The organism is Candidatus Contubernalis alkalaceticus (assembly GCF_022558445.1).
Lineage (GTDB): Bacteria > Bacillota > Dethiobacteria > SKNC01 > SKNC01 > Contubernalis > Contubernalis alkaliaceticus.
This window is the reverse complement of record NZ_CP054699.1, coordinates 3,093,081-3,111,216: the sequence shown is the minus strand read 5'-3', so window position 1 is coordinate 3,111,216 and position 18,136 is coordinate 3,093,081. Positions and strand designations below refer to the sequence as shown.

Annotated in this window: 16 protein-coding genes and 1 riboswitch; of the genes, 14 read left to right on the top strand and 2 right to left on the bottom strand. The window is 44.5% G+C overall.

Annotated elements, in window-relative coordinates; all coding sequences use genetic code 11:
- The first annotated feature begins 71 nt into the window (after positions 1 to 71).
- From carA to HUE98_RS15400, 7 genes are all read left to right on the top strand, one after another.
- Positions 72 to 1,130, top strand: coding sequence for a glutamine-hydrolyzing carbamoyl-phosphate synthase small subunit (gene carA / locus HUE98_RS15430; RefSeq protein ID WP_241421489.1), 1,059 nt, complete (start codon positions 72 to 74; stop codon positions 1,128 to 1,130).
- Positions 1,131 to 1,147: 17 nt separating this feature from the next.
- The gene (gene carB / locus HUE98_RS15425; protein WP_241421488.1) at positions 1,148 to 4,351 is read left to right on the top strand and encodes a carbamoyl-phosphate synthase large subunit; all 3,204 of its coding nucleotides are present in this window, start codon (positions 1,148 to 1,150) and stop codon (positions 4,349 to 4,351) included.
- Positions 4,352 to 4,437: 86 nt separating this feature from the next.
- Positions 4,438 to 5,271 (top strand): dihydroorotate dehydrogenase electron transfer subunit, encoded by an 834-nt coding sequence (locus HUE98_RS15420; RefSeq protein WP_241421487.1) that lies wholly within the window; start codon positions 4,438 to 4,440, stop codon positions 5,269 to 5,271.
- Positions 5,272 to 5,273: 2 nt separating this feature from the next.
- A complete protein-coding gene (locus tag HUE98_RS15415) occupies positions 5,274 to 6,197 on the top strand; it encodes a dihydroorotate dehydrogenase (RefSeq protein WP_241423585.1) in 924 nt (307 codons plus the stop codon).
- Entirely contained in the window at positions 6,175 to 6,900 is a 726-nt protein-coding gene (pyrF, locus tag HUE98_RS15410) for an orotidine-5'-phosphate decarboxylase (RefSeq protein WP_241421486.1), read from the top strand. The genes HUE98_RS15415 and pyrF overlap by 23 nt, the downstream gene beginning before the upstream one ends.
- Before the next feature lie 94 nt (positions 6,901 to 6,994).
- Positions 6,995 to 7,570, top strand: coding sequence for an orotate phosphoribosyltransferase (pyrE, locus tag HUE98_RS15405; RefSeq protein ID WP_318036502.1), 576 nt, complete (start codon positions 6,995 to 6,997; stop codon positions 7,568 to 7,570).
- Positions 7,571 to 7,776: 206 nt separating this feature from the next.
- Positions 7,777 to 8,256, top strand: coding sequence for a hydrogenase maturation protease (locus HUE98_RS15400; protein ID WP_241421485.1), 480 nt, complete (start codon positions 7,777 to 7,779; stop codon positions 8,254 to 8,256).
- Positions 8,257 to 8,258: 2 nt separating this feature from the next.
- Here HUE98_RS15400 and splB read toward each other — a convergent pair whose 3' ends face one another.
- The gene (gene splB / locus HUE98_RS15395; protein WP_241421484.1) at positions 8,259 to 9,287 is read right to left on the bottom strand and encodes a spore photoproduct lyase; all 1,029 of its coding nucleotides are present in this window, start codon (positions 9,285 to 9,287) and stop codon (positions 8,259 to 8,261) included.
- A gap of 320 nt (positions 9,288 to 9,607) precedes the next feature.
- Between splB and radA the strand changes: the two genes are divergently transcribed.
- Complete coding sequence (gene radA, locus HUE98_RS15390; RefSeq protein WP_407080327.1) at positions 9,608 to 10,996, top strand: DNA repair protein RadA; 1,389 nt, start codon at positions 9,608 to 9,610, stop codon at positions 10,994 to 10,996.
- On the opposite strand, the gene HUE98_RS15385 is transcribed toward radA, so the two are convergent.
- Positions 10,989 to 11,384, bottom strand: a complete 396-nt coding sequence (locus HUE98_RS15385) for a nucleoside triphosphate pyrophosphohydrolase family protein (protein WP_241421482.1) — start codon at positions 11,382 to 11,384, stop codon at positions 10,989 to 10,991. The genes radA and HUE98_RS15385 overlap by 8 nt on opposite strands.
- A gap of 198 nt (positions 11,385 to 11,582) precedes the next feature.
- Here HUE98_RS15385 and HUE98_RS15380 point away from each other — a divergent pair, with 198 nt between their 5' ends.
- From HUE98_RS15380 to HUE98_RS15355, 6 genes are all read left to right on the top strand, one after another.
- Positions 11,583 to 12,068: a CarD family transcriptional regulator gene (locus HUE98_RS15380; RefSeq protein ID WP_241421481.1), complete on the top strand. Its 486-nt coding sequence runs from the start codon at positions 11,583 to 11,585 to the stop codon at positions 12,066 to 12,068.
- A gap of 147 nt (positions 12,069 to 12,215) precedes the next feature.
- Positions 12,216 to 13,328 (top strand): PIN/TRAM domain-containing protein, encoded by a 1,113-nt coding sequence (locus HUE98_RS15375; protein WP_241421480.1) that lies wholly within the window; start codon positions 12,216 to 12,218, stop codon positions 13,326 to 13,328.
- A complete protein-coding gene (gene ispD, locus HUE98_RS15370) occupies positions 13,328 to 14,032 on the top strand; it encodes a 2-C-methyl-D-erythritol 4-phosphate cytidylyltransferase (protein WP_241421479.1) in 705 nt (234 codons plus the stop codon). The genes HUE98_RS15375 and ispD overlap by 1 nt, the downstream gene beginning before the upstream one ends.
- On the top strand, positions 14,026 to 14,502 hold the full coding sequence (gene ispF / locus HUE98_RS15365; RefSeq protein WP_241421478.1) for a 2-C-methyl-D-erythritol 2,4-cyclodiphosphate synthase: 477 nt from the start codon (positions 14,026 to 14,028) through the stop codon (positions 14,500 to 14,502). Before ispD ends, ispF begins: the two co-directional genes overlap by 7 nt.
- Before the next feature lie 270 nt (positions 14,503 to 14,772).
- Complete coding sequence (gene gltX / locus HUE98_RS15360; RefSeq protein ID WP_318036569.1) at positions 14,773 to 16,248, top strand: glutamate--tRNA ligase; 1,476 nt, start codon at positions 14,773 to 14,775, stop codon at positions 16,246 to 16,248.
- Between the two features lie 528 nt (positions 16,249 to 16,776).
- Positions 16,777 to 16,951, top strand: a riboswitch (cobalamin riboswitch).
- Positions 16,952 to 17,014: 63 nt separating this feature from the next.
- Positions 17,015 to 18,097: a zinc-dependent dehydrogenase gene (locus HUE98_RS15355; RefSeq protein ID WP_241421476.1), complete on the top strand. Its 1,083-nt coding sequence runs from the start codon at positions 17,015 to 17,017 to the stop codon at positions 18,095 to 18,097.
- The last annotated feature ends 39 nt before the right edge of the window (positions 18,098 to 18,136 follow it).

Sequence of the window (18,136 nt, the reverse complement as noted above, 5' to 3'; positions counted from 1 at the left end):
TTATATAAAAGGCAAAGGTGCCTGTTAATATAAAAAAGATGCTCAGACTCAACGGAGAGGAAGGGGTAAATATGAAAACTGTTTTAATGCTGGCTGATGGAACCTGTTTTAATGGAAAAGCTTACGGAAGTCCGGTGAAAGCGGTGGGAGAAGTAGTGTTTAATACTTCCATGGGGATGTATGGGGAAATAATAACGGATCCTGTTTCCTGCGGACAAATTGTGGTGATGACTTATCCTTTAATAGGCAATTACGGCATTCATTCTGCTGAACTTTACAGCCAATACGTTCATGCCAGCGGTATGGTCTTACGGGAAGGGGCTGCAGAACCCAGCAGTTGGAGGATGGAGAGCACCCTGGAAAAGTTTTTACAGGATCATGGAGTCCCGGGGGTGGTGGAGGTTGATACCCGAGCTCTCACCCGGCACCTCCGCAGGCACGGCTCAATGCCGGGATTGATTGCCAGTCAGGATGAAGTGGATCCTGCCTTTTTTAAGAATTACGGGTTTGAACCCGTCCGTTTTATTGAAAAGGTTACTACTGAAAAAGCGTACAACCTGGTGGAAGGGGAAAGCCCTGTGGTGGTGGTAGACTTAGGGATGGGAAGCTGGCTGCCCACTGCCCTTCAAAGTTTGGGATTAGCGTTAAGGGTTGTACCTGCCGGGACACCGGCAGCAGAAATTCTTGCCATGAATCCCCGGGGACTGGTAATATCCAGCGGCCCAGAGGGGGATCCGGAGTTGACAGAGATTGCCCGCCAACTTTATCCGGCAGTCATTTCACTGCCTACGATGGGGGTGGGCTTAGGGATGGAGGTCATTGCCCTGTCTTTAGGTGCCCGCCTTGAAAAAATGAAATTTGGACACCGGGGAACCAACCAACCGGTAACTAACTTGGCCGGGGGCAAAAACTTTATCACCTGTCAGAATCACGGATTTGTTGTGGAGGAATCCAGCCTAAAGGGTACCGGATTAAAGGTTACAGAGAGGAATATTCATGATGGAACCCTGGAGGGGTTAGCTCATGAGGAACTGCCGGTTATAGCTGTGCAGTATTATCCTTCGGTGGAATCACTTTTAGAAGGAGAAGAGACTTTGTTTGCCCGATTTAAAAAGATGATTAAAATATAGCAGGAGGTAAGGATAAGATGCCAAAGAGAAAAGACCTGAAAAAAGTAATGGTAATTGGTTCCGGCCCTATTGTTATTGGCCAGGCTGCAGAATTTGACTATGCGGGAACCCAGGCTTGTCGAGCCCTGAAGGAAGAGGGGATTTTAGAGGTTATTCTGATAAACAGTAATCCGGCTACCATCATGACCGATCCCCATATTGCCGACAAAGTATATATTGAACCCCTTACCGCCGAATTTGTGTCCAGGATTATTGCCAAAGAGAAACCCGACGGCCTTCTTCCCACCCTGGGTGGACAGACGGGTTTAAATATTGCCGTGGAATTAGCAGAAATGGGGATATTGGAGGAAGAAAATGTCGAACTATTGGGGACACCTCTGGAAACTATAAAGAAAGCAGAAGACCGGGAATTGTTTAAGCAGATGATGACGGATATTGGCGAACCGGTGCCGGAGAGTGTCATCGTAACTTCATTTAAGGAGGCCCGGGAGTTTGCGGAATCCATTGGTTATCCTGTGATCGTACGACCTGCCTATACTCTGGGGGGTACCGGTGGAGGTATTGCTCATAATCTTGAGGAATTGGAAGCCATTACTGTCCGGGGTTTACGCTACAGCCGGATTAACCAGGCCCTTATTGAAAAAAGCGTGGTAGGATGGAAAGAGATGGAATTTGAAATGATGCGGGATGGTGCCGGCAACTGTATTGTGGTCTGCGGCATGGAGAATTTTGACCCCATGGGTATTCATACTGGGGACAGTATCGTTACTGCTCCCATCCAGACTCTGACTACTACGGAATTTCATCGACTGCGGCAGTCCTGCATAAAAATTATGCATGCCTTAGGGATTGAGGGAGGCTGCAACGTGCAGTTTGCCGTGGATACCGAGAGCTTTGATTACTATGTGATTGAAGTAAATCCCCGGGTCAGCCGCTCCAGTGCCCTGGCCTCTAAGGCTACAGGTTACCCCATCGCCAAAGTTTCCGCTAAAATTGCTGTGGGGCTTACCCTGGAAGAGATTCAAAATCCGGTCACTGAAAAAACTACTGCTTGTTTTGAGCCTACTATTGACTATGTGGTTATGAAGATTCCCCGCTGGCCTTTTGACAAGTTCTATAAGGCGGACCGGGTGCTGGGGACTCAGATGAAGGCCACCGGTGAAGTCATGTCCATTGATCGGACCCTGGAGTCCTCCTTGATGAAGGCTCTTCGTTCTCTGGAAATCGAAGTAAGTGGGTTGATACTGCCGGGAGTTTCTCAACTCTCTATGGAGGAAATAAAACGTAGGATAGTAAAGGCTGATGATGAGAGGATTTTTCTACTGGCGGAAGCTATAAGACGGGGTATGTTGATAGAGGAAATAAATGAAATCACTAAAATTGACCTTTTCTTTCTAAAAAAGCTGAAAAATATTATAGATGGGGAAAATGAAATTAAAAAGGTTGGTTTTGAAGGTTTAAATAAAGAGAACATGAAAAAGTTTAAAAAGATGGGATTTGCCGATGCGGAAATGGCTCTCCTCCTGGATAGAGAAGAGGAGGAAATCAGGGAAAAGAGGTACGGGTGGAATATAAAACCTGTTTTTAAGATGGTAGATACCTGTGCTGCAGAGTTTGACGCCGTGACTCCCTACTATTATTCAACTTATGAAGAGGAAAATGAGGCGGAAATTTCTAAAAAAGATAAGGTCATCGTTTTAGGTTCCGGCCCCATCCGTATCGGACAGGGGATTGAATTTGACTACTGTTCTGTGCATGCTGTCTGGGCTTTGAAGGAGTCTGGGGTAGAATCCATCATTATTAACAATAACCCGGAAACGGTGAGCACAGATTTTGACACCGCCCACCGTCTTTACTTTGAACCCCTGACTACAGAGGATGTTCTGCATGTTATAGAGCAGGAGAACCCTCTGGGGGTGGTGGTTCAGTTTGGTGGACAGACGGCCATCAATCTGGCGGAACCCCTTCACCGGGCCGGGGTGAAAATTTTGGGAACCTCGGTGGAACAGACTGCCCGGGCAGAGGATCGGGAACAGTTTGATCAGCTGTTGACCAAACTGAATATTCCCAGGCCTGCTGGTAAAACCGGATTTTCTTTGCAGGATGCTAAGAATACGGCGGAAGAATTGGGCTTTCCCATGGTCATACGGCCCTCCTATGTGCTGGGGGGTAGGGCTATGGAGATTGTTTCCAATGAGAAGGAATTAATCTCATACATGGAGACGGCGGTGAAAGTATCCCCCAAACATCCTATTCTTTTAGATAAATATGTTAATGGGGTGGAGATAGAAGTGGATGCTATTTCCGATGGGGAGGACGTGTTTATTCCAGGGATTATGGAGCATATTGAAAGGGCCGGGGTGCACTCCGGCGACAGTATCGCCGTCTATCCCGCTCAAAATCTTCGTCCTGAGACGGAAGCTACTATTGTGGATTATGCCACCCGTATCTGCAGGGAAATGAAGGTTGAGGGAATGGTGAATATCCAGTTTGTGGTCAGTAAGCATAAAGTTTATATTATCGAGGTGAACCCCCGGTCCAGCCGCACAGTGCCCATTATCAGCAAGGTAACAGGGGTTCCTATGGTAAATCTGGCCACCAAGGTGGCTATGGGCAAGACACTGAAGGAACTGGGCTACGGCACCGGCCTGCATCCTAAACCTGGATTTGTGGCCATAAAAGCGCCGGTATTCTCCTTTGCCAAAATGATTGAGGTGGATATTTCCTTAGGCCCGGAAATGAAGTCCACGGGAGAAGTGCTGGGGGTGGATCAGGATTATTCCAAGGCCCTTTATAAAGCACTGCAGGCAGCGGGGATGGATGTCCCCAAACAGGGGGGGGTTCTGGCAACCATATCAGACAAGGATAAAAGTGAATCTTTAGCCTTGATTCGAGGATTCTCAGAGCTGGGCTTTAAAATATATGCTACCAAGGGCACGGCGGAATACTGCCGCAACCATGGGGTTAGTGTATGTGTAGTAAACAAGATTGAGGAGGGTACTCCTAACCTGCTGGATTTAATTCGGGATGATCAGATTAAGCTGGTAATTAACACTCTAACTAAGGGCAAAACCCCGGAAAGGGATGGGTTTAAGATTCGCCGGGAAGCGGTGGAACAGTCTATTCCTTGTTTAACCTCTCTGGACACGGCGGCGGCCCTCTTAAAAGTACTGAATTCTATTATTTTTAAGATGAACCCTATGGAGCATTACATTTCTTAAGAGATAGGAGTTATGTTAAATGAGTCAGGGGACGGTTCCTTGACTCACTGACTCATGGTCATAAATAAAAAGGGAGTTATGTGAAGATGACTTTTTCTGGTAAAGTGGAAGTGATAAAGCAAGAGAAAAAAGGCCCAGGAATTTTCCGGTTGGATTTGGATGCCCCGGAAATATGTGGTGAGGCCATGCCGGGGCAGTTTGTTCACCTGAAAACGACAGATCGGGGATATGATCCTCTGCTGCGGCGCCCTTTCAGTATCTATGACCTGGACCGGCAGCAGGGGGTACTGTCCATAACCTATAAAGTGGTGGGATTGGGCACGGGAATCCTTTCGGGCAGGCAGCGGGGGGAAACCCTCGAAATAATGGGCCCCCTGGGCCGCCCCTTTAGCATCTTTGAGGAGGATCGCCGGGTGCTCATGGTAGCCGGTGGGGTTGGATATGCTCCACTGAACTTCCTGGCCCGGCTGCTGCAGAAAAAAAACGTAGAGGTAGAAGTTCTTTTGGGAGCCAGGAAGGCGGAGGAACTGGTGGGAAAAGAGGATCTGGAACTGCTGGGAATTTCTGCAGAGGTGGCAGTAGAAGAGGGTTCACCCCGGGGATATAAAGGAAGGGTCACGGACCTGTTGGAAAGAAAGCTTAAAGGGCATTCCTTTCACCGTCTTTATTCCTGCGGCCCCTGTTCCATGCTGGAGCAGGTTGCCAGACTTTCCCGGCAATGTTCTCTTCCTGGAGAAGTATCCTTGGAATCCATCATGGCCTGTGGTGTTGGGGCCTGTCTGGGGTGCGCTTTTCCGGTAAAGGTTGATCCTTCTTCCACAGCTGACAATGATCAGAGCATCCAGGCGGTGGAATATGAGACCAGGTATAAAAGGATTTGTGTAGAAGGCCCTACTTTTTCCCTGGAGGAGGTTTTTTGATGATGAAACAGCCGGATCTGTCGGTAAAAATTGCAGGTATAAATTTAAAGAATCCGGTAATGAGTGCTTCGGGCTGTTACGGATATGGTAAGGAATACGCTCTATATTATAATATAGAGCAGCTGGGAGCCCTGGTGGTTAAGGGAACTACCTTAGAACCCAGGGAGGGAAATTGTCCCCCCAGGATTGTAGAAACCTCCTCGGGGATACTAAATTCCGTGGGACTGCAAAATCCCGGAGTGCAGCACTTTATCAGGGAAGAGGTTCCCCTGTTTAAGGAAAGTACTGTTCCTTTGATTGTGAATATTGCTGGAAACCTGGAGGAGGAATACTTCAAGCTGGCGGAAATGTTGGACCAGGTGGAACAGGTGAAGGGCCTGGAGGTGAATATCTCCTGTCCCAATGTAAAGAAAGGGGGCATGGCTTTCGGGACCGATGTAGAATGTGCTTATCGTCTGGTAAAAGGTGTCCGTGCAGTCACCTCGAAACCTTTGATCGTAAAGCTTTCACCCAATGTTACTGACATTGTGGGGGTGGCTCTGGCGGTTCAGGAGGCAAAAGCGGATGCACTGTCGTTAATTAACACCCTTTTGGGCATGGCCATAGATATTCACCGCCGAAAGCCGGTGCTGGGCAATGTCATGGGGGGGCTTTCCGGTCCCGCTGTGAAGCCGGTGGCGCTTCGTATGGTTTGGCAGGTATCGGAAAAGGTGGAAATTCCTATAGTAGGCATGGGCGGAATTATGACTGCCGAAGATGCCCTGGAGTTTATAATGGCCGGCGCCTCAGCAGTAGCGGTGGGTACCGCAAATTTTGTTAATCCCCTGGTGATCCCGCAAATCATTAAAGGGATAGCCGATTTCATGATTGATAATAATATAAGCCAGATGAAAGAGTTAATCGGTGCCGCAAGAAAAGGAGAGTGATGAAGTGATTATCGTTGCCCTGGATGTGGATACCCGGCAGGAGGCTTTGGAACTGGTAGACCTCTTAAAGGGCCGGGTGAGTTTTTTTAAAATAGGGATGCAGCTGTACAACAGTCAGGGCCCTGCTATCGTATCACAGGTGAAGGAAAAAGGGGTAAAAGTTTTTCTGGACTTAAAGTTCCATGATATTCCTAATACTGTAGGTGCGGCTTCAGCAGTGGCGGTGAGGATGGGGGCAGATATGTTCAACCTGCATGCATCGGGGGGAGAAGCCATGCTCCGCAAGGCTGTGGAATCGGCCCAGGAGGAGGCACTGCGCTTAAACCGCAGTGAAAAGCCTCTGATTATCGGAGTAACAGTCCTTACCTCCATGAACCAGGCGGCTCTGGAGCAGTTGGGTATAAATAGGCCTTTGGAACAGCAGGTAAAAAGCCTGGCGGAACTGTGTCAGGGGGCGGGGCTGGATGGAGTAGTAGCCAGTCCCAAAGAAATAAAGATTATTAGGGAATCCTGTGGTAAGGATTTTGTCATCGTAACTCCGGGAGTAAGGCCCCTCTGGGCTTCCCGGGATGACCAGGAAAGGGTTAATACCCCTGGAGAGGCTGCGGCCTTGGGTGCCAGTTACCTGGTCATAGGCCGTCCAATAACGGCTGCTGCTGATCCCGGGGAAGCCCTGGATAAGATATTGGCCGAAATAGAATAAGGCTAAAAACTTCATCTTGTCTTATTTTGTTGTGTCTTTAGCAGTTGCATACGATCTAAATATATCGAAAAAAAGAGAATTGGGGGGAAATATCTTGTCGGAAGCTGGAGTGTTGGATATTTTTGAAAAAAGCGGTGTCCTTCTGGAGGGTCATTTTTTACTGACTTCGGGAAAGCACAGCAGGCGCTATATGCAGATTGCCCAGGTGCTCAAGTATCCTCATTATAATGTGGAGCTTTGTGGATACCTGGTGGAACCTTATTTGAAAGAGGGGATAGATCTGGTGGTGGGGCCGGCCATGGGAGGAATCATTATTGCCTATGAGGCGGGGAGACAGCTGAACTGCAGTGCCTTCTTCGCCGAGCGGGAAGAAGGTAAAATGGCTTTTCGCCGGGGTTTTAAAATATCTAAAGGTCAGAGAGTGCTGGTGGTGGAGGATGTGATCACCACCGGTGGTTCAGTCAAAGAGGTGATTGACCTGGCCATTAGTGAGGGTGCCGAAGTGGTGGGAGCCGCTTCGTTTGTGGATCGCAGCGGTGGAAAGGCTGCCCTGGGAGTCCCTTTAACCAGCCTGGTGTCCATACACATTGAAACCTATGAGCCAAACCATTGTCCCTTGTGCGCTGAAGGACTGCCCCTGGTCAAACCCGGCAGCCGAAAACAGGCATAAAAATAGTGAACTCTTAAAGGCACCTTTTAAGGTGCCTTTAACTATGGATGTTTTTTAGGTACAAAAAATAAATATTATAAAATTTAAAATATTCTAAAAATTCAGAGGAATTTTAAGTATTTAAATAGAACTAATACTATATAATGTATCTAGCAGAAAAATAATTGTTAAAGCAATAAGGCTGACTAATAAACGAGGTGTATCCTATGAAAGTGAATGTTCTGGGATGCGGGAATATATTGGCTTCAGATGAAGGTGCGGGGATACATGTAGTAAGGAAAATTAATAAGTATAGGTTTCCCAGTGAAGTTAAGATTTTTGAAGTAGGGCGTCCAGGCACTTCCCTGCTTGATTTCTTGCTGGGGGCTGAATTATTAATTATAATTGACGCTGTAATCACGGGGGATAAACCCGGTTCAATTATAAAATACGATACTGATAATTATACTCCCCAGGAGCTTTTTAAGATGTCTATTCATGGCTTTAATTTGATCAATAGTTATGATTCCGGTATGAAGCAGTTCCCGCAAATAATGCCTGTTAAGTTTATATTGTACGGTATTGAAGTAAAAGAAAGAGGAAAATTTAGCGCCAATTTGAGCAGTCCGATTAAAAAGTCTGTGAACAGACTGGTCCGGGACCTCAAGAAAGAAATACTTCTGGTGTATCAAAAAGAAAAGAGTTAAGATCAAATAAAATATTCTATTGATGCTTCGGGGAAAAGTTCAGAAATTTTTTTCTGGAAGAATTCTTTTAGTTGTTCCAGATCTTCTTTTTTGTACAAGTATTTTCCATAACCGAACTGTCCCCATTTAAACTGACGTTTTTCTTCCTCCATCTCAAGAAGGCTCTGGGGAAACCTCTCCAGTATAATATTCTTTGCCTTTTTAGTAAAGCGGTGAGTGATTAATTCAAAGGTAAGGTCCATATTTCCTTTTGGAGGGGAGATATTTGTTCTGATGTTTTTTAAAAGTATTTCGTAATCCTTTTCCCAGCCGGAGTAAACAAATATAGGAGCCAGGATAAAGCCCAGGGGATAACCGGCAGAGGCAATTTTAGCTGCAGCTTCCAGGCGGTGCTCCAGGGAAGGAGTTCCCCTTTCGTGAGTTTTGATAATGTGATGAGTATTAAGGCTAAACCGCACGTGAGTGCGGTTGTTGTGTTTTGCTGTCAGCAGGGTATCTACTGCGTTGAACTTGGTGACGAACCGAAGAAGCCCATGCTCCTGCCTGCCAAAGAATTCTATAGTTTTAAACAGGGATTGGGTCCAGGGTTCCAGGGAAAGTGGGTCTGAGGTAGCGCTGGCTTCAAAAAGAGTTATCTCCGGTAATCTTTTATGGATGTATTTTTGGGCAGCTTCTAGTATTTCGTCTATATTCACATATACCCGAATGTAGGGCTGTCGACCCAATGTGGTCTGTAGATAGCAGTATTCACAGCGGCCGGGACAACTGGTGGCCAAAGGGAGCTGATAATGGGCTGATGGTTTGCAGCTGGAGAAACTCAAGCTTTTTTTAACCGTAACTGCCACAATTTTTTTTGCCCTGCGATATTTTTCTGCCGGAGTTTTTCCCGGAAGGTTGGTAACCCTCATGGAGGAGAGGATTTCCAAGGGAATATTGGCATGTTTGAATTTCTTATATAGTTCATCTCCCAGTGGATAGGAAAGGGCCTTTTCTTCAAAAATCACTCTTTCAGGATAAAAAAGATATGTCATGACATAATTTCCTTTATATGTTTTTTTATTTAAACATTCTGTTAAAGGTAGTATTTACTTATTTTAAAAAAAAATTAGCCTTCCTGATTTGATGTTTTCGTAAAAAAATATACAGCTGGTATACGTCAAGTTTTTTTGAATTTAAATAAATTTTTAGAATCCTCCTAACCTTGAGCAGCGGGCCCGGTGGGAAATGAATTAATTATTAAAAAATACTAGACAAACATGTGTTCCATGGGATAAAATTATAATAGGATACCCGTGGGAATCCTTGGGGTTTATTGACCCCCGTGAGGAGGTCACTATAGAAATGGGGTGTTATTATCAGCACTAAAACTAAAAATGTTTTTGAATGTTCAAGTTGTGGATATCAAACTATGAAATGGGCCGGCTGCTGCCCTGACTGCAGTAAATGGAACACCTTCGAAGAAAAGGAAATTTTTGTGACTAATAAAGCAAAAAGCTCAATGAAAAATCCAACTAGAAAGATACCTGTCCGTCTGAATGGAGTCGAAGTAAGCAGGAGTAATAGAATTATAACTTCTATTAGTGAATTTAATAGAGCTATGGGGGGCGGAATTGTAAGAGATTCCGTTACTATTGTTTCAGCAAAACCTGGTGCAGGTAAATCGACATTACTTCTGCAGGTTGCCGATGATATTGCACGGCAGGGGTTTAAAGTACTATATGCTTCGGGGGAGGAAAGTGAAAGTCAATTAAAAAGCAGGGCGGACAGGTTGTTCCAGTCTGTGCATAATAATATTTGGGTGCTCTCTGATTTAAGTATGGACAACGTTCTTCGGACCATTGAAGAAATAAATGCTGATTTGATAATTATCGACAGTATTCAGACCTTTGTGTCAGAAGAATATCCTGGTTCCAGGGCCGGGTCTCCGGTACAAACCATGGAATGTGCAAATAAACTGGTAAAAATATCAAAAGGTTCCATTCGGCCCAGAGCAGTAATAATGGTCTGTCAAATGAATAAGAGCGAAGAACTGGCAGGGCTGCGGGCACTGGAACATCTGGTAGATACAGTGTTAATTATAGAAGGTGAAAATGAGGAGGAGCTTCGGGCCCTGGCAGTTTTAAAAAACCGATTTGGGAGTACCTGGGAAAGGGGTTTCTTCCTTATGTCTGATATGGGGATGTTGCCCATTGACAATCCATCCCAAGTTTTTATGACCAAAAGAGAAAAAGGGGACCTATTCCCTGGAAATGCGTTAACTGTCATAAAAGAAGGTTCAAGGCCTATAATTGTTGAAATTGAGAGTCTGGTATCTAAAACTTTTCTACCTTATCCATCAAGAGTTGGGGAGTGTCTTTCAAGGGAACAGTTGAATACGGTTATTGCTATACTTGAGAAAAAAGGCGGTATCTCTCTTTTTGATAAAGACGTAGTTTTAAAAACTACTGGTGGTATAAAATTTAAAGAACAAGCTGTAAATCTTTCAGTAATGATGAGTATGGTATCCTCTGTGGTAAACAAGCCAATACCAAATGATACAGTATTTATTGCCGATGTTGGTTTAACCGGGGAATTAAAAACAGTTGCTTCACTAGAGATAAGGCTCAAAGAAGTTGACAGATTAGGCTTTAGTAAAGTCTACACAGCTAAAAATGCGGTTATGCGAAAGCTTACTTTAAATAATACGGAAGTAATTAAATGTAAGACTTTATCAGAGGTGATTAAGGATATTTTTAAGTAAGGTTAAAATGACCCAGGGTAGATATTTTGTTTAACTCTTTAGCCAATATTTCATCCAGGTCTAAATCAAGAATATTGCATAAAGCGGCCAGGTAAAAGAGATTATCTCCTATCTTACCTTCAATGATTTCCCTACAGTTTTCGCAAAGGTCACCCTTAAAATGTGAATCCATATATTGTTTGTAATCCCTGAAAGTAGCATCTTTTGGTATGTTTTGACGGGTGGCGTTAACGGTCAGACATCCACAGGTAGTAACAGTTTTAGTGATAGCCCGGTTGACCTTGGCATTGGTATCTTGATATTTTGATAAACTGTCCAGAATGCTGCGATGTCTTATTAAAAGTTGGTCAACTTTTTCCTGAAAATCACCAATAACAACAGTCTTCATATTTTCACCTCATTTATTATTATTATATATATTCAGGGGATGCATGTATTTGATATCATTATATTGCTACGCATAATCCTTTGTCAAGTCAACATCATATTTCCTATACCTGTAAAAATTCCAATATATAGCATAGAAATTGACAGAAAGCCTTTAGTGTGTTAAAATTTGTTTGTAGCTTTTCTAGGAGGTCTTATTATGTTTAATGTGGGGGATAAGGTTGTTTACCCGATGCATGGAGCCGGAGTGATAGAAGCTATAGAAGAAAAAGAGATTATGGGAATCACTAAGAAATACTATATCATGAAAATGCCCATTGGTGAAATGAAGGTAATGATCCCTTTGGATAACGTCAGTAAAATAGGATTAAGGCAGATTATTGATGAAGAAGGCGTTAACAAAGTTTTTACCATACTCAGGGAACATCACACTATTATTTCAACTAATTGGAACCGACGGTATCGGATGAATATGGAGAAAATAAAGAGCGGCAATATTTTCAATGTTGCCGAAGTGGTTCGCAATTTGATGATTAGAGATAGAGATAAGGGCCTTTCCACAGGGGAAAGGAAGATGTTAGAAAGTGCTAAACAGATTTTGGTTAGTGAGTTGGTCTTAGCAAAAGGGATAGACGAGGATCAGATGCTCTGCATACTGGACGAAGTCTTTCAACATCAAAAGTAAGCACTTTTGATGTTTTTCTTTATATAGAGGTTTTTTACTTTGTTTCATATGCATACATATTCAAGCTTGAATTTGGATATTTATATAAGTTATAATGAAAATAGCAGCAGTGATTCTATATTTATTTACATAAAGGAGGTGAAAAAGATGATTCCTAAAATATTTCGTATAATTTCACTGATTATTGGTTTTGTGCTGGGGTACCAGGCCTTTAATGCCGGGTTTAATGCTCTTTCCACAGTTACCACGTTTAATTTAACTGAAACCGGCCTAAGCGCTGCCAGCATAAGCGTTTCTGTTTTGGGAGGGTCAGCATTTGGAATTATATTTTATATTATTACTCCCATAGTAATAAACCAAGTGGTTCAGTTTACATCCTGGGTTGATGGGAAATTGAAGCTTATTCCTACACAGGATATAGTTTTAGGTACCATTGGTTTGGTTATAGGCCTTTCTATTGCGGCTCTTTTGAGTCTTGCTCTTTATAGGATTCCCTGGGTGGGGGTTTATCTTTCCCTGGCAGTTACTCTAGTTTTGGGATACGTGGGGATTCATATTGTCACTAATCGGAAAGAAGAACTTTCTTTTATAACTTCTCTCTTTGCCTGGCAGGCGAAAGGGGAAAAAGTATTATCGGATAAAGGAATAAAAGTACTGGACACCAGTGTAATCATAGACGGTCGCATCGCCGATCTTTGTAAAACCGGTTTTATGGAGGGAGTACTGATGATTCCAGGCTTTGTTTTAGATGAACTCCGTCATATTGCTGATTCATCAGATGTACTTAAGAGAAATCGCGGACGACGGGGTTTAGATATTTTAAACAAGATTCAAAAGGAACTGGATATTCCCGTAAAAATTACTGAACAGGACTTTGAGGACATGGAAGTTGACAGCAAGCTGGTGAAATTAGCTAAACTATTGAAAGGGAAAGTAGTCACAAATGATTACAACCTGAACAAGGTCTGTGAACTCCAGGGGGTTTCGGTGCTGAACATTAATGAGTTGGCCAATGCCTTAAAGCCGGTAGTTCTCCCCGGGGAAGAAATGACCGTTCAAATAATTAAAGATGGTAAAGAAATGGGACAGGGAATTGGTTATCTAGACGACGGTACCATGATCGTGGTTGATGGAGGGAAGAAACATATGATGCAGCATCTAGAGGTAGTAGTCACCAGCGTATTGCAGACAGCCGCGGGAAGGATGATATTTGCCCGGCCAAAAGCATATCTGGCCAAGTATATTAACGAGGCCAAATAGTGTTGGTCTCCGCTGTAGTAGCAGCCGCTGGAAAAGGAAAGAGAATGGGTGAAAAAGTCAATAAACAGTATCTGTTGTGCGGTGGGAAGCCTGTTTTAGCTCAGACTTTGTTAAAGATTTCCCAGTATCCCTTTGATAAAATTGTGGTAGCAGTTGCTCCGGGGGAAGAAGATTTCTGTCAAAATAAAATTATTGATCCTTTACAACTGGATATTCCCATGACCGTGATTCCCGGGGGTAAGGAAAGGCAGGAAACCGTTAACAAAGCACTGAAAACCTTGGCCCCACAGACTGAGGTGGTGCTCATACATGATGGGGCCCGTCCCTTTATTACCCAAGAGCTTTTGAAAGAATCTGTTGATACAGCCAGGAGTTATGGAGCTTGTGTGGTGGCTGTTCCGGTTAAGGACACTATAAAAAGGACAGATGAGGAAGGATTTGTGGTGGATACGCCAGCCCGCAGCCTGCTGTGGGCAGCGCAGACACCACAGGCCTTCCTTTTCCCATTAATCTGTGAAGCTTATGGGAAGGCACTTGAGGAGGGTTTTTTAGGTACTGATGATGCATCCCTGGTGGAAAGGTTAGGCCATAGGGTGAGAATTGTCCAGGGCAGGTATGAAAATATTAAGATTACTACTCCTCAGGATCTGATGCTGGCGGAGGCTCTCTTACGAGAAGAAGGGGTTGGAAAAAAGCCATGGTGAGAGTTGGAATAGGCTATGATGTTCACCGGCTGGTCAAGGACCGGCCGCTTATTTTGGGAGGGGTGGAAGTCCCTCATCATATGGGACTTCTTGGGCATTCCGATGCTGACGTTTTGATTCATGCTCTGATGGATGCTCTGCTGGGAGCTGTGGGTAAGGGAGACATCGGCAGGCATTTTCCCGATACCCAGGAGCAGTATCGGGGAATTTCCAGTGTTATTCTTCTGGCAAAAGTGAATCATATTCTAAAAGAGGAAGGATACCAGATCGTCAATGTGGATACAGTTGTTATCGCTCAGAAGCCAAAATTGGCCCCTTACATAGAAAAGATGACGCAAAATATTGCTTCCACCCTTGGAGTAGATGAAAAAGCCGTCAATGTGAAAGCAACTACCACCGAAGGATTAGGTTTTCCCGGCCGAGAAGAGGGAATAGCAGCACAGGCAATAGTATTGCTTTCAAGTATGTGAGAATATTGCCAAATTGTCAAGGGGACGGTTCTTCTACAATATTATTTAAAACTTTTTTTTAGAAAATTTCATTAGGTTTAAAATCCGTTTAATCTCTTTTTTTTAGGGTATAAGACCCCCACCTCTAAGCGTTAGCGTAGGTGGGGCTTATAATCAGGTGGAGTAGAGTCTCCACCTGATTCCCCGATGTTTAAGCTTGATGAAACGAGTTTACTCATAAAAATTAAAATGTTGTAACAAAAAATATAGATGAAAGTCAGGAGGTATACAATTTTGGATAGAAGAGTGAGGGTTAGATTTGCCCCAAGTCCTACTGGGCCTCTACATATCGGTGGAGCCAGGTCGGCTCTTTTTAACTGGCTTTTTGCCCGAAAAAACGGTGGGGACTTTGTAGTCAGGGTTGAGGATACCGATGTTGAGCGTTCTACCCTGGTATCGGAAGAGGTTATCTTAGATGATTTAAAATGGTTGGGGATGGCCTGGGACGAAGGGGTTTTAGTGGGGGGAGAGAATGGGCCTTATCGGCAGAGTGAAAGACTGTCCCTTTACAGCACTTACTGGGAAAGGCTTTTAGAGGAAAAGAAAGCTTATCCCTGTTATTGTACCGAAGAGGAGTTGGAAGCGGAAAGGGAATCCTTGCGGAATAAGGGACAAATGCCCAGGTACCTGGGAAGGTGCAGGGATTTGACTCTTGAGCAGCGGCAAAAGCTTGAAAATGAAGGGAAAAAGCCAACAGTCCGTTTTCAGGTACCCCAAGGGGAGATTATCCCGGTGGAGGATTTAGTCCGGGGCAGGGTAGAATTTGAAAGCGATGGAATCGGTGATTTTGTTATTGTAAAGTCAGACGGTATTCCTACTTATAATTTTGCGGTGGTTGTGGATGATGCGTTAATGAAGATTAGTCATGTAATCCGGGGAGAGGAGCATCTTTCTAACACCCCCCGGCAGATTATGATATACAAGGCCTTGGGATTTGATATGCCTGAGTTTGCCCATATTTCCTTAATCCTGGGGGAAGATCGGTCTAAAATGAGCAAGAGGCATGGAGCCACTTCTATTCAGCAGTATCGTGAGAAGGGTTATCTTCCCCATGCCCTTTTAAACTTTCTGTCCCTTTTAGGTTGGGCGCCGGAGGGGGAAAGAGAGGTTTTTTCTCTTTCCGAACTGGTGCAGGAGTTTTCCCTGGACCGGGTTTCCAAGAGCCCTGCGGTTTTTAACTTGAAGAAACTGAACTGGATGAATTCCGAGTACATAAAGAAGGAAGCACCGGAGGTCATCGCCGGGTTGGCTTTGCCTTATCTGGTAGAGGCAGGGCTCTTGGAACAGGATCTGACAGATGAGCAGAATGATTGGCTGGTAAAGGTAATATCCCTTCTGCAGGAACAACTGCATTTTATTGAGGAAGTGGTGTCTTTCATTCAGGTGTTTTTCGGGGACAAGATAGATGCGTTTACCCCAGAGGCACTGGAAATGATGAAGGAGGAATCCTCCCCCAGGGTAGTAGAAAGATTTAGAGAGCAGATATTGCAGGAGGAGAACTGGGAGGTGCCCTCCATTAAAGCAATTTTTAAGGGAATCGGAAAAGAACTGGGTGTAGGCGGCAAAAAGCTGTTTCAACCGGTACGGGCAGGTTTGACGGGAAGCCTTGAGGGCCCCGATCTCCAGAATTTAATTCTTCTTTTGGGACGGGAACGGGTGGCCATGCGTTTGGCTTTTACATTGGAAGCCTTAGAACATAATTTTTAAAGGTAAATACCGAAATACGGGGACACCATACTTAATTAGGGAAATAAGGTAATTCAGTATGGTGTCCCCGTATTTTTCCATGGCCAAAAGAGGACGCTTCGGCTTTTTCAGCGGCCTGATTACCCGAGGATTTTTCTAGAATTGATTTTAACTTGATTCACTATAGGGAAATAACGGCGGTAGGAGCTTACGGCTGTTCTCTGGAGCACAGTCGGCAGGCTTTGCAGCTGTTCAGGAAATACGGGGACACCATACTGAATTATAATAAAGAAATATTTTAAGTGAATTCGTTTTAGCTTTGCTGAAACATCGGGGAATCAGGTGGAGACTCTACTCCACCTGATTAAAAGCCCATATACACTAACGCTTAGAGGTGGGGGACTTATTTCCTAAAAAAGAGAGATAAAATAATTCAGTATGGTGTCCCCTTATTGTTCCTTATTGTTCGGTGGTAACTACCAGGAAATGTTTACCATAAATTACTATATTGACATTTCTTTGAATTGCTAATAGAATAATAGTGAAAAATAAATATTATTAGTTCCAGGTGCCTAAAACAGGAGAATAGGGAATTAGGTGAAAATCCTAAACGGGCCCGCCACTGTATGGGGAAGCCGGTACCGGCAGCCACTCCGAGAGGGGGAAGGCGGTATCTTAGGTGATGAAACCGAGTCAGGAGACCTGCCTGGAATGAATGAAAAGAGCTGCTTTCGTGCTCAAAGCAGGCTGTAACGTAGGATGATGGAAAGTCCACGCTGTAATTAGCGTGGACTTTTTTATTTCTAGTATAAAGGAGGGATTTCAACTGAAAGCTGCTGTTTTGGAGGGACGAGAAAAGCTGGTAATCAGGGAAATTGAAACACCCCAATGTGCCGGGGGGGAAGTTCTAGTCAAACTGGAGGCCTGCGGAATCTGCAGGACGGATATGAAGTGTTACTTAATAGGCCAGCGTGACCTTAAGCTTCCCCGTATCCTGGGGCATGAAATAGCCGGCACAGTTTTCGCCATAGGAGAGGGGGTAAAAAATGTAGTGCCCGGAAGCAGGGTGCAGGTGCATCCGGGAATCTTCTGTGGGGAATGCCATTACTGTCGGCAGGGCTTGGACAATATGTGCGACTCAATTAAAATCATGGGGTTTAATTATGATGGAGGTTTTGCAGAGTATCTTCGAGTTCCCCTCCAGGGAGTTCAAAACGGAATATTAAATGAGATACCCCTGGGCCTTTCCTTGGTAGAAGCCTCCATGACGGAGCCCCTGGCCTGTTCATTAAATATGCAGCAGTCTCTGGGAGTACAATCTCCAGACACGGTTCTCGTGGTAGGGGGAGGCAGGCTGGGGATATTAAATGCAAAATTAGCCCGGCTGCGGGGAGCCCAAAAGATTATACTGCTGGAGCAGGATCTTGGAAGATTAGTTGGAGCGGCAAATTATGAGTTTGATTACTGCATAAATCCGTTAAAAACATCTGCTGAGAAAGAAATAAGGATGCTTACAAATGGCATGGGGGTTGACGTAGCTATCCCCTGCTGCCCTGGTCCTGAGGCTGTCAGCATCAGTTTAAATGTTATGGCCAAAAGAGGACGCTTCGGCTTTTTCAGTGGCCTGATTACCGAGGATTTTTCTAGAATTGATTTTAATTTGATTCACTATAGGGAAATAACAGCGGTAGGAGCTTACGGCTGTTCTCTGGAGCACAGTCGGCAGGCTTTGCAGCTGTTAGGGGAAGGGGCAATTCAGGTGAATGATATGATTAGCGGCATTCTTCCGCTGGAGGAGGTGGAACAGGGGATTTGCCGGGTTAAAGAGTTGAAAGGTTTGTCCCTGGTTATTAATTTTCTTGATTCTTAAAGAGGGGTGAACTTTGGGAGTTTTTGATACCCTGTTTTG

What these genes read in the sequence shown, in the direction of transcription:
- carA (WP_241421489.1), top strand. Translation starts at nt 72, where the DNA reads ATGAAAACTGTTTTAATGCTGGCTGATGGAACCTGTTTTAATGGAAAA.
- carB (WP_241421488.1), top strand. Translation starts at nt 1,148, where the DNA reads ATGCCAAAGAGAAAAGACCTGAAAAAAGTAATGGTAATTGGTTCCGGC.
- HUE98_RS15420 (WP_241421487.1), top strand. Translation starts at nt 4,438, where the DNA reads ATGACTTTTTCTGGTAAAGTGGAAGTGATAAAGCAAGAGAAAAAAGGC.
- HUE98_RS15415 (WP_241423585.1), top strand. Translation starts at nt 5,274, where the DNA reads ATGAAACAGCCGGATCTGTCGGTAAAAATTGCAGGTATAAATTTAAAG.
- HUE98_RS15400 (WP_241421485.1), top strand. Translation starts at nt 7,777, where the DNA reads ATGAAAGTGAATGTTCTGGGATGCGGGAATATATTGGCTTCAGATGAA.
- splB (WP_241421484.1), bottom strand. Translation starts at nt 9,287, where the DNA reads ATGACATATCTTTTTTATCCTGAAAGAGTGATTTTTGAAGAAAAGGCC.
- HUE98_RS15385 (WP_241421482.1), bottom strand. Translation starts at nt 11,384, where the DNA reads ATGAAGACTGTTGTTATTGGTGATTTTCAGGAAAAAGTTGACCAACTT.
- HUE98_RS15380 (WP_241421481.1), top strand. Translation starts at nt 11,583, where the DNA reads ATGTTTAATGTGGGGGATAAGGTTGTTTACCCGATGCATGGAGCCGGA.
- HUE98_RS15375 (WP_241421480.1), top strand. Translation starts at nt 12,216, where the DNA reads ATGATTCCTAAAATATTTCGTATAATTTCACTGATTATTGGTTTTGTG.
- ispF (WP_241421478.1), top strand. Translation starts at nt 14,026, where the DNA reads ATGGTGAGAGTTGGAATAGGCTATGATGTTCACCGGCTGGTCAAGGAC.